Here is a 10,832-nt window from a genome sequence, read left to right as displayed (position 1 = left end):
TCCCGGAAGCATGGCCCTGCCTTGCCCCTGTGCTTCTTGTGCAAGAGAGCAGCACTGTTTTTTCATTGGCACTTCAAGCTCTTCCCTGTATGCTGTGCCAAACTTTCCCCTGTCGAATCCCCCTGGGCCATCCTGTAACGCAAGCCCGCTTTGGGCCTGTCATATGGGATAGTCTGGCACAAGGCCCTTCGCGCCCCAGAACCCCTATCCCGGAGCTTGCATGCGCATCCTGTTCATCAACACGCACTTTCCCGGCACCCTGGGGCCACTCTTGTCCTTTCTTGCGGCAGAGGAAAGGCATGAGTGCTTCTTTGTCTCGGGGTACAAAAGGCAGGGCTACAGCATGCCTGGCGTGCGCCATATCCTTCTCGGGGGGGGGGGTAGAAAAACGCCCTCATTACCGTAGCTTAGCCCAGGAAGTGGAGGCCATGCATGCTGCCGGCTGCCAGGCCCTGCGCGCCTTTGAAAAGCTTAAGGAAGGCGGCGTTGTGCCGGACATGGTGGTCTCAACATTTTTTGGCAACTACGCCCTTTTCTGGGAACAGGCCTTCCCGGATTCCTTCAGAGCCTGCTGGACAGAGTCCGCGGAAACTCTTTTGCACGCCACACCCCAAAATGCCCTTGAAACAACCCGCCAGGGCTTGCTGTGCAGGCAGGTTCTCGGCTGCCATCTTCTGGTCAGTCTCTCAGCAGGCAGACCCAGTGAAGCCATGCCCGGTTTTTTGCATCAGCGGGTCGAGCTGCCGTATCCCGTAAACGACGACTGGTTCGCTCCCCGCACAGTGGAGAACCTTGCCTTCGACAACCTGGACATTGCCCAGGCGAAGGAAGTCGTACTCCTTTCCGCAGGCAGGGGGCTTGCGTGCATCGCGGGGCTGGAACAGGTTTTGCGTACCCTCCTTGTCACAAGGAGGCAGTGCCACATTGTAGTTCTGGCCGAGGGACGGATTGGGCAGGGCGAGACGGCAAGGGCCCTTGCTCCCCTTCTTGCAGACTACCCAGAGCGTCTCCTTGTTGTGGGCACCCTGTCTCTTGCACGGTATCGGGACCTGCTTGCCCTTGCCACACTCATGCTGGTTCCCGGGCAAAGCCCGCTGCCATCATCTGTACTGCTTGAGGCCATGAGCACAGGCGTGCCCCTTGTTCTGTCACCGCAAAACGCGACGGAATCCTGCCTGCGGCACGGGACAAACTGCCTGTGCCTGCCGGAACTTGCCCTGTGCGAGGAGGTGGAGCCCATAGTCGCAAGCATCACGCACCTTTTGGAGGATACTGCGCTTTGCGAGCACATTGGCAGGGAGGCCAGGGCAACCATTGTCAAACATTTCAGCCAGAAGAAGCTTTTGCCTTCCCATGCGCATTATCTGCTCGACGCCTGTACAGCCTGGCAGAAGGGCAAGGCCTGAGCGCCAGGCAGAGATTGATGTCCTGGGCAATTTTCGTTGCCGCATTCTTTCCGATGAGGCATCCTGAACTTTCTCCTGGCAATCCTTCCTCCGGGTTTTGGACAGAGGCTATGGACCTTTTGCGTTTCCCCCGAGAGACAAAAAAGGCCCCGCAAGGGGCCTTGAGATTTTCATGAGGGCTTGCGCCTTCAGTTCTTCGCGTGCCAGGGAAGCAGGGTCTTCAACTGCGGTCCCACTGCAATGAGGCAGGCGCCTGACATGGTCACAAAGGCCCCCACAAAGCCCAGCAGATTGAGGTTTTCGCTAAAGAAGCGCGCAGGTGCCATCAGATGGAAGAGATGGGCAAACATGAGGGTTGCCAGGGGTGTCAGGGTGAGTACCGCGCCGATCTTGGGTGTCTCCCACACAGTCATGGCCTTGGTGAAGGCGCCATAGGCAAAGAGGGTGTTGACGCAGCAGTAGGCCAGACACAGCGCCTGGAAGAGGGAATTGATGTTGAGAAGGTGCGAGGGTGTCGCAAGGGGGAAGAGCCCCAGGGCGATGAGGGTGTAGATGAGGCGCATGAGGCGGCCAGAGGCCATCTCCCTGAGGACAACCTTCTGGGCTATGCCGAACATGGCCCAGACCAGGGTCGCGGCGAGGCCCACAAGGACGCCCGTGCCTGTGCCGGCTGCGGGGTTTATCAGATCGCCAAGGCTCTGGTTGAAGAAGAGGGTGATCCCCAGGAGGAGCACAGGGATGCCCACGACCTGGATGCGGTGCATGGACTCGTGCAGGAAGAGGACCGAACCCAGCATGAGCAGCATGGGACCTGCCTGGGAGACGATCTGGCAGGCAGAGGCCGTGAGGTAGATGACAGAACAGTTGTAGAGCACGAAGTTGCCGCCAAGGCCGGCTGCGGCAACAAGGATGAGCAAAAGCGTCCGCTTTCTGTTGTAGGGGCCCGAGGCAACCAGATGGCTGAGGGCAGGGTTGTGGCTGAAAAGGTGCACCAGGGGCAGGAAGAGGCGTCCTTCTGCCCTGTGGGGCAGGACAAGCCACATCCACAGGGCAATGGTTGTGAAGCGCAGCCAGACGATGGTGAAAACGTCGACACTGGCGACAACCTGTTTCAGGGCAATGGGCAGGGTACCCCAGAAGATGACTGTGGTCAGGGCAAGGCAGGGCCCTCTGAATTTTGCTGGAAGCATGCTTGTTCTCGAAATATGTGTCTGCCGGGGGGCTTGTGGCAGGGTTGCGGTTTTTTGGTGAGAAGAGCGGACTTGTACGCTTGTGCAGGACAAAAGAAAAGAGCTTGGATAAGGACATTTCCGGGACGGATCCTTTGCGTCTGTGTTACGCCCTGCGCCTATTGCTGTCCCTGCGTATCCTGCCTGCTCAGGACAGAAGATGAGCGCCCTTTGTCCCCAGCGTCAGGGCTGAACGCGATAGCCATCTCGTCGGACAGGGCGACAGTCTGACTGGCCGCAATCAGGCTTGTCCGGAAAGCCCGCGGGTAGCCTGTGCAAAACTGCCAGCAAGCACATCACGCACGGATCTCTTCGGTCTGTCCCTTGCAAAAGACCGGCACGCGAACCGTGTTCAGGGTCTTCCTCCCAGAAGATTCTTCTGCCACAGCTCGCCCGGGGAGTACTCTTCGAGCCATTCTGTGAGGGAAGGGACGTCCAGGCGATGCAGAAGCGTTCCTTCCATGCTGCGGTCAGCCACGATGATGTTTTCCGGGGCAAATTCGTCTACCAGGGCCACGGATTGGGTAGAGACAAGGATCTGCCGGGTGTGCGATGTGGAGCGCAGAATGCCTGCAAGAAGCTTCAGGGCATAGGGGTGGAGTCCGAGCTCGGGCTCGTCAATGAGAATGGTTGCGGGCTTGAGTTCTTCTGGCAAGAGCAGAAGGGTTGCAAGGCACATGAAGCGCAGGATGGCGTCCGAGAGCAGATGGGCCTTCAGGGGCACGTCACAGCCCTGTTCTGTCCAGTAAAGCTCGATCTGACCTTTGTTGTCCTGGCAGGGGCGCAGGACGAAGTCCCGAAAGAAGGGCACAGCAAGCCGTATTGTGCGCACAAGACGGTTGTAGTGGTGGGGATGAGCGCTTTGGAGAAGGTGGAGTATGGGGGCAAGATTGCTTCCGTCCGGGCGCAGAAAGTGTGTGTCGTTGATCGCCTGACGCTGCCTTGCGCATGCACCAGCGTCATTGAGGTGCACAGGATGCCAGTTTCTCATGGCAGCAAAAACCTGAAGGCTTTCGTGACGCTCGCTGTGCGCAGCAAGGCGTGATTCGAAATGGCCTGCATCCCGGAAAACAGTGTTTTCCTCGCTATCCTGTACACTTTCCTCCGTATAGAGGAAGCGGTTGTCCTGCGTTGGTTCCAGGGTGCAGGAATAGGTTCTGCCGTCAGCAAAGGTGACTTCCAGATGAAGCTTTCTGCTCTTCCTTGCCCCGTACCACAAAAGGGCGTCGGGGCCTCCGTATTTGCCGGCATACATCTGCAGTCTGCCTGTCGCCATGTGCTGCAGAAGGGAAAAGACCTGCAGGAAGCTGGACTTGCCGGCACCGTTGGAGCCTATGAGCACATTGAGGTTGCCGAGGGCAAGGTCGCATTCCCTGATGGACCTGAATCCCCGCACACACATCCTTGAGACAGCGGGCTTTTTCATGCGGGCCTCTTTCCTTCATTGGCTGTCAGCCTACAAGGCATTCAGCCTTTCCTTGCGTTTCCCCTGTTCTGGCCTGCACCTTTGCTGCCAGTGCGGATGGCAGTCGTTGAGAGGGGCTTTCCCGAACAATGAGTGCAGGGGCTCTCTTGTTGGCTCTTCCGGGCTCTCTGTCCCGAAAGCGAGGACGAAGGGCAAGAGATACCGTGCAAGATGCTTCCCCGGGATCGTCCTGTCCGTCCTGCTTCCCGGATGCTGCCTTTCTATGCCACGGGAAACGGGAATGCAAGTGCAATATTTTGTGTTGTCGTACTGTATTGTTTTCGTGTTGCTGTGTGTTTTCATGAATATTATCAATGATAGTAGCGCAGCAATTGTGCCCTGTTTTGTGCCTTGAGTCTTTGCAAATTCGAGGACTGCAAAGAAAGAGCATGGATTTATTGCTCTGTAAAGGGTAATATCAGGGAGGTGTGCTGCTTGCAATCATCTATTCGTTGGCGTCATCAGGAGCGAGCATTGTCATCTTGCGCACCTTGCGCGCTCTCACGAGAGCGGCTTGAGGCTCCATGCTGCCAATGCCGCAGCCGATTGCCATGTGGGCAAGAAGTGACCAGTTGGGCAGCTGCTCATGTGCGAAGATAGTGGCGAGAGGTCCAGAGACAGTACCAGCCACCACAATCACCGTGAGCCGCTGGAATATGTACCAGCGATTTGTGCAATGCCCCTGAATTTGTGTGCCTTGGACGCACACAGTTTTCGCTCCACATTCCGGACAATGGAACATCCTGGTTCTACCTGCTATAGAGAATCCTCGGGAAATCAATCAACAACGGTTGCAATAATAGCTATCGTTTCGCCGACTTCGGTGAGAAAATCGCCCAGGTAGCATGCTGGTTGGGCTTTTCCAGGACAATCCCGATGGCATCATGGTTGGCGTGGTCGTAATGGTTGCAAGCTATGCGCTGACATTTTGGGAGTCTAAATTATGAGCACTTCAACATTTTCACCATTATGGTGTTTGGAGTCATGGGAGTCGGCGTCATCGCGGGCCTCATCCTGAACAAGCTCTCCTGATGTTTCACCCCTCTTCGGAGGGGCTTTTCATTTCTCGCACCCCCTCTCTTTGTGTAGAGCCCAGTTTGGACAAGGGGATTTGCTTGCCTGAGTTTTGCATGAATTTCCTGTGCAGGAAGACCTTCCTCAAACAGGGCCAAAGTGCCCGCAAAGGCAAAATGCGGCTTGCGAACAGTCCAGAGGGGGCCTATAGTGCACGCCGGAAGCAGGCAGGGAAAATCCTCCTGCCCGGAAAAAGCCCTTCTGATGCGACGGGCTTTTCTTGTCTTCCCATTCCCCCACATCACTTCATTCTAAGGACTCACACATGGCTTCGGAAAAACGTGAAAGCTTGGCCTCGCGCCTCGGTTTTCTGCTTGTCTCTGCGGGCTGCGCCATTGGCCTTGGCAATGTCTGGCGCTTCCCCTACATCACCGGCGAATACGGTGGTGCCTGGTTTGTCATTCTCTTCATCCTCTGCACCTTTCTGGTCATGCCCGTCATGATTGTGGAATTTTCCATAGGCAGGGCCTCAAGGCGCAACCTTGGGCTTGCCTACCATGTCCTGGAACCCAAGGGGACGAAGTGGCACCGTCTCGGCTGGTGGGCCATTGTCGGCTCCTACATGCTGCTCATGTTCTACGTGGTGGTGACGGGCTGGCTTCTGCTCTACTGCTGGTACATGCTCTCCGGCGCCTTCACGGGCTTGAGTCCTGCGGAAGTGGGCCAGTTCTTCGGCGGCCTGCTCGCTACCCCCTCCAAACAGATCCTCGGCATGACTCTCACTGTCGCCATAGCCTTTGGCGTGTGCATCATGGGCCTGCAGGCAGGTGTTGAGCGTGTGGTGAAGATCCTCATGGCAGGCCTTTTCCTCGCCCTGCTTGTCCTGGTCGTCAAGGCACTCACCCTCGAGGGTGCAGGCAAGGGTCTTGAGTTCTACCTCATGCCCAACTTCGAGAACATGCAGAAAACGGGCTTTCTGCCCATCTTCTCCGCAGCCCTGAACCAGGCCTTCTTTGCCCTGTCCGTGGGCATTGGCGCCATGACAGTGTTCGGAAGCTACTTAAACAAGGAAAAGAGCCTTCCAGGCGAAGTGCTTATCATCACTGGCCTCGACTTCATGGTGGCCATCCTTTCGGGCCTCATCATCTTCCCCGTCTGCTTCACCTTCGGCGTGGAGCCCTCTTCTGGCCCTGGCCTTGTCTTCGTGACCCTGCCCAACATCTTCACCAACATGGCTGGCGGAAGGCTCTGGGGCTGCCTCTTCTTTGTGTTCATGAGCTTTGCTGCCCTCACCACGGTCATTGCCGTGTTCGAGAATATGGTCAACTACTTCATCGACGTCTTCAAGACCTCAAGGCGTACAGCCAACATCATCAACGGCGTGCTCCTGTGGATACTGGCGCTTCCCTGTGCCCTGGGCTACAGCGTGTTCAGCGACTTCCAGCCCTTTGGGCCCGGCTCCAGCGTGCTTGACCTCGAAGACTTCATCGTGAGCAACCACCTTCTCCCCCTGGGCTCCTTCATTCTTGTGCTCTTCTGTACCCTGCGTTGTGGCTGGGGCTGGGAGAACTTCGAGAAGGAAGCCAATATGGGCAACGGGCTTAAGCTGCACAAATGCATGCGCTTCTACCTGCGCTGGATCCTGCCCCCGCTCATCATCTTCCTCTTTGTGATCGGCTATATCGACAAATTCAGCAAGTAGCAGGCTATGCCTGGCACAGAGCCAGGCAGGCCAGACAAGGAAAGACCCTCCTTCGGGACAGCTCCCGGGGGAGGGCTTTTTTCTGTGGATATGCGGCCTGTATGCCCTGTTTGAGATGCGTCGCAACTTTGGCGGGGACATTGACAGGGGGCTGTCTTGCCAATACTGCTTGTTTGTTGCGCGATGGATTTCATCGCAGGAAGAGGCAGCCCACAAGATGCCGCAAAAGGAGAGACAAATGCGTGAAGAGTACGATTTCTCCCATGGGATCAAGAATCCGTACCTGGGGCAGCAGAAGACAAGCGTAACCATCACCGTGGACAGGGAAACCATGGACTATTTCCGGAGACTGTCCGCCGAAACAGGCATATCCTGCAGGACACTGATGGGCTCGTATCTGGCCGACTGTGCAGCAAGGCGCAGGCCCGTGCCATCGTGTACGGCAAATGCGGACAGTCTCTGATATGTGAGACTATCGTGCGTGCATGTCTCCCCGGGGCAACAGCCCTTCTTTACGAAGGATAGGGGAAATCCCGATTGGCTCAGGAACGATGAGAGTGCAAGAAGCCCTATATCCCGAGCTTCCTGAAAAGCTCTTCCGCGTCCCTTGCGTGAACAAGTTCCTCTCCCCGGTCCGCTTTCTCCATTGTTTCCCTGGTCAGGGCATTGGGAATATCGGAAGTATGGATATCGATACTGCAGGGCAGGCGTTTTTCCCTGGCCACCCATGTGATCGCCATGTGGCAAAGATCGGAGGCGGTCAGCCCCATTGTCGCAAGCACAGCATCCGCTTCTTTCTTGATGGCCGGATCAATCTGGACGAAGGCAACATGGTCTTTCTCCTGCATGGCACTTCTCCCTGTTTCCGAAATGTTTCCGCTTGTAGCCCAGAGCATGGCGGAAGCAACGGGATGTCTTGCGCGGTGGAACTGACCCCTTTTGCGCCACAAGACTGATCCCCTTCGAGACAGCAAAAGAGGGCCCCTTCCTGCAAGCGGACAGAAAGGAGCCCCCGAGACTGGCCGGCTACCCGGCACGGAATGCCTTGGCTTTAGCAGACGAAGCGTCCGTCCTTTGCGCACTCCTCGCGCACGTATTTGAAGAGCACGGGGCTCAAAAGCAGGATGCCTGTGAGGTTTGGCAGGGCCATGAGCGCATTGCAGGTGTCGGCTATGAGCCAGACAAGATCCAGGGCAACCAGGGCGCCTATGCCCATGCACAGGCAATAGACGATGCGGAAGGGCATCTGGGCCCTGTCGCCAAAGAGGTAGATGACGCAGCGCTCGCCGTACACGCACCAGCCAAGGGCCGTGGTGAAGGCAAAGAGCACAAGGGAGATGCTGACGCCCACTTCGCCAATGCCGCCCAGGGTGGAGGAGAAGGCAAGGGCGGAGAGGGTTCCGCCGTTCAGGCCGCTGCACCACAGGGGCGAGCCTGCTGCCACGTTCGCGTTTGTGATGGTGCCGTTTGCGATCATCTCCGGAGTGACTACGGCGACCAGGATGACAAAGCCTGTCATGGAGCAGACGATAAGCGTGTCGATGAAGACGTCGAGCATGCCAATGGATGCCTGGACAAGCGGGCTTTCGGCAGTGGAGGCAGCGTGGGCAATGGGGGCTGTGCCAAGGCCTGCCTCGTTGGAGAAGACACCGCGGGCAACACCCATGCGGATGGCGAGCATGACCGTGGAGCCCACAAAGCCGCCTGTTGCAGCAGTGGGAGTAAAGGCGTCGGTCACGACCCACAGGAAAACAGAGGGCACAAGCTCGATGTGCATCACGATGATGACAAGGCAAAGCACTATGTAGAAGATTGCCATGAAGGGCACGAGCTTGCCCGAGAGCGAGCCTATGCGCTTGACGCCGCCAAGCAGGACCATGGCCGCAAGAACGAGCAGCACCAGGGCGACAAGCCAGGAAGGAATGCCAAAGGAGGACTGCAGATTGCCGGCAATGGCGTTGGACTGGACCATGGCGCCGGTGCCGATACAGGCACAGGATCCAAAGACAGCAAAGGCAGTGGCAAGCCATTTCCAGCGGGAGCCAAGGCCGTTCTTGATAAAGTACATGGCGCCGCCGACCCAGTTTCCGGCAGGCGTCTTTTCCCTGTACTTCACGGACAGCATGACTTCGCAGAACTTTGTCATCATGCCGACCAGGGCAGTCATCCACATCCAGAACAGGGCACCAGGCCCGCCAATGGCAATGGCCGTGGCAACGCCGACAATGTTGCCTGTGCCGATGTCTGCGGCAATGGCTGTCATGAGAGCGTTCCAGGGCGAGATTTCACCGCGATCCGACTGATGCTGGCGTCCCTGCCAGAGGCACTTGTAGGCGCTCATCCAGTTGCGGAAGGGAAAGAACTTGAGACCGATGTTGAGGTAGAGGCCAGTGCCAACCAGCATGATGAGCATGACCGGTCCCCAGACAAAGTTGTTGATGGGAGAAAGCACTCCCACGAGAAAGTCTTCCATGTATCCTCCTGTAGTGTGTCTCGCCCTTGTATTCCTTATGGCACACTGTGTCCAATTGTTTTTGCCCAAACGCTGCTTCTTTTGCAGGAAAGGTACAGAAAGCCCCTCCTTAAGGGACGTTCCAGAAGGAGGGGTTTTTGTCCTGTGGCACAGGATACAGTCGCAGCATCACATGACGTTTGGCGGAGGAAAGCTCTTCCTTGCCCGTGCAGCCTTCAGGGGGCCGGAGCCAGGCTCTTCCGTGATGGGCTCCCAGTGAAACTCGTGATCCGGGCTTTTGTGCGCCTTGAGGGTGCGCCAGGGTGCTTCTTTATTGCAGCCTTCGCTTGCAAGCCTGAGCCTGGCATCCCCAGGGGCGTAGCGGGCGTTGATACTGTCCATGACTGCCATGAGCCGTGATCTGCGCTCTTCCTCTGCGCTCACCTCCATGTCCAGGAGGCTGCGCTGCACCTGATCCGGGCTTTTGACATCCGTGAGCAAAATGCCTGCCTTGGCATAGGGGTGCCCCGGCTCATAGATGCGCTCAAGGCAGCGCATGGCTGCCTGGGTAAAGGCTATGGTGTCCGAGGAATAGCGCTCGAGATACTCCGTGCTTGTGCGCTCGAAGAATTCCACCCTGCCAAAGTAGGAGGTGCGTATGCGCACCTCTATGCAGCGCGCAACAAGCCCTTCTGTTCTCAGCCTCTTCAAGGCCTGCCCAGTGAAGGTGGCAACTGCCTCGCGCAGATCGGCAAGGTCCGTCACCTTGTTGCCAAAGGAGCGCGAGGCTGCAAGGGTCCTTCGCTGTCCGCCAGCGCCCACGTCGATCATGGGAACACCGCGCAGCTCAAGTATGGTGTTGAAGACATTGACGCTGTAGAGCCTTTGCATGCGAAAGGGGTTTGCAGCGCGCAGCTGGGCTACGGTCTCGATGCCCTGTGCGGTAAGCCTTTTGGCAAGGCGCCTTCCCACACCCCAGACCTCTTCCACCCGTATGCCGGAAAGAAGATCGACCATGCTCTTCTCATCCGTGGCAAGGGAAAAGGTGCCGCATCTACGCCTCTTTGCAATATGGCTTGCAAGCTTTGCGAGGGTACGGGTGCGGGCAAGGCCTATGGACACAGGGATACCAGCGTAGTGCAGGACGCGGTCTATGAGGTAGGGACAAAAGTCGTCGCTGCAGGCCTCAAGGACGCCGTCGAGATACAAAAAGGCCTCGTCTATGCTGTACTGTTCGACCCTGGGGCAAAAATGGGCCAATATTTCCATGACCCTGCGCGAGACTTCGGAGTAGAGGCGGAAGTTGGAGGAAAAGACCTCCACGTTGTTGGCCTCGAAAAGCCCTCTCAGCTGAAAGGCAGGCACGCCCATCTTGATGCCCAGGGACTTGGCCTCTGCAGAGCGGGCAATGACGCAGCCGTCGTTGCTCGAGAGCACGACCAGGGGCCTGCCCTTCAAGTCCGGGCGAAAGAGTGTTTCGCAGGAGGCGAAGAAGTTGTTGCAGTCGACTATGGCCCAGAGGCCCCTTGTCGAGGGAGGAGGAAGCCTGTTTTCCATGGCCTGA

The 10,832-nt window shown here is 57.3% G+C and carries 9 protein-coding genes; 3 read left to right on the top strand and 6 right to left on the bottom strand.

Going from position 1 to position 10,832, the window contains the following annotated elements:
* Positions 1-428: 428 nt before the first annotated feature.
* Positions 429-1,406, top strand: a complete 978-nt coding sequence (locus tag B5F76_RS08860) for a glycosyltransferase (protein ID WP_087353415.1) — start codon at positions 429-431, stop codon at positions 1,404-1,406.
* Positions 1,407-1,594: 188 nt separating this feature from the next.
* Here B5F76_RS08860 and B5F76_RS08855 read toward each other — a convergent pair whose 3' ends face one another.
* The 3 genes from B5F76_RS08855 to B5F76_RS14515 form a co-directional block, all read right to left on the bottom strand.
* Positions 1,595-2,596: a DMT family transporter gene (locus B5F76_RS08855; protein ID WP_087353413.1), complete on the bottom strand. Its 1,002-nt coding sequence runs from the start codon at positions 2,594-2,596 to the stop codon at positions 1,595-1,597.
* A 391-nt stretch (positions 2,597-2,987) separates the two neighbouring features.
* Positions 2,988-4,061, bottom strand: coding sequence for an AAA family ATPase (locus tag B5F76_RS08845; protein WP_087353409.1), 1,074 nt, complete (start codon positions 4,059-4,061; stop codon positions 2,988-2,990).
* A 484-nt stretch (positions 4,062-4,545) separates the two neighbouring features.
* Positions 4,546-4,731 carry an NAD(P)(+) transhydrogenase (Re/Si-specific) subunit beta gene (locus B5F76_RS14515; RefSeq protein WP_144268438.1) on the bottom strand — a complete coding sequence of 62 codons (186 nt, stop codon included), beginning with the start codon at positions 4,729-4,731 and terminating at the stop codon, positions 4,546-4,548.
* A 708-nt stretch (positions 4,732-5,439) separates the two neighbouring features.
* Here B5F76_RS14515 and B5F76_RS08830 point away from each other — a divergent pair.
* Both B5F76_RS08830 and B5F76_RS08825 read left to right on the top strand, forming a co-directional pair.
* Positions 5,440-6,816 (top strand): sodium-dependent transporter, encoded by a 1,377-nt coding sequence (locus B5F76_RS08830; RefSeq protein ID WP_087353403.1) that lies wholly within the window; start codon positions 5,440-5,442, stop codon positions 6,814-6,816.
* A gap of 238 nt (positions 6,817-7,054) precedes the next feature.
* Entirely contained in the window at positions 7,055-7,279 is a 225-nt protein-coding gene (locus tag B5F76_RS08825) for a hypothetical protein (RefSeq protein ID WP_087353401.1), read from the top strand.
* 106 nt (positions 7,280-7,385) lie between these two features.
* Here B5F76_RS08825 and B5F76_RS08820 read toward each other — a convergent pair whose 3' ends face one another.
* From B5F76_RS08820 to B5F76_RS08810, 3 genes are all read right to left on the bottom strand, one after another.
* Positions 7,386-7,664: a type II toxin-antitoxin system RelB/DinJ family antitoxin gene (locus B5F76_RS08820; protein ID WP_087353451.1), complete on the bottom strand. Its 279-nt coding sequence runs from the start codon at positions 7,662-7,664 to the stop codon at positions 7,386-7,388.
* Between the two features lie 203 nt (positions 7,665-7,867).
* The gene (locus B5F76_RS08815) at positions 7,868-9,289 is read right to left on the bottom strand and encodes an alanine/glycine:cation symporter family protein (protein WP_087353399.1); all 1,422 of its coding nucleotides are present in this window, start codon (positions 9,287-9,289) and stop codon (positions 7,868-7,870) included.
* Positions 9,290-9,457: 168 nt separating this feature from the next.
* Complete coding sequence (locus B5F76_RS08810; RefSeq protein WP_087353397.1) at positions 9,458-10,825, bottom strand: Y-family DNA polymerase; 1,368 nt, start codon at positions 10,823-10,825, stop codon at positions 9,458-9,460.
* Between the last annotated feature and the right edge of the window lie 7 nt (positions 10,826-10,832).

Origin of the sequence: Desulfovibrio sp. An276, from assembly GCF_002159665.1 — a bacterium.
Lineage (GTDB): Bacteria > Desulfobacterota > Desulfovibrionia > Desulfovibrionales > Desulfovibrionaceae > Desulfovibrio > Desulfovibrio faecigallinarum.
The sequence above is the reverse complement of the archived record's forward strand: the minus strand, read 5'-3'. Positions and strand labels throughout refer to the sequence as shown.

Coding starts and splice junctions, on each gene's coding strand:
- B5F76_RS08810 (WP_087353397.1), bottom strand. CDS start 10,825: ATGGAAAACAGGCTTCCTCCTCCCTCGACAAGGGGCCTCTGGGCCATA.
- B5F76_RS08845 (WP_087353409.1), bottom strand. CDS start 4,061: ATGAAAAAGCCCGCTGTCTCAAGGATGTGTGTGCGGGGATTCAGGTCC.
- B5F76_RS08815 (WP_087353399.1), bottom strand. CDS start 9,289: ATGGAAGACTTTCTCGTGGGAGTGCTTTCTCCCATCAACAACTTTGTC.
- B5F76_RS08825 (WP_087353401.1), top strand. CDS start 7,055: ATGCGTGAAGAGTACGATTTCTCCCATGGGATCAAGAATCCGTACCTG.
- B5F76_RS08860 (WP_087353415.1), top strand. CDS start 429: ATGCATGCTGCCGGCTGCCAGGCCCTGCGCGCCTTTGAAAAGCTTAAG.
- B5F76_RS08820 (WP_087353451.1), bottom strand. CDS start 7,664: ATGCAGGAGAAAGACCATGTTGCCTTCGTCCAGATTGATCCGGCCATC.
- B5F76_RS08830 (WP_087353403.1), top strand. CDS start 5,440: ATGGCTTCGGAAAAACGTGAAAGCTTGGCCTCGCGCCTCGGTTTTCTG.
- B5F76_RS08855 (WP_087353413.1), bottom strand. CDS start 2,596: ATGCTTCCAGCAAAATTCAGAGGGCCCTGCCTTGCCCTGACCACAGTC.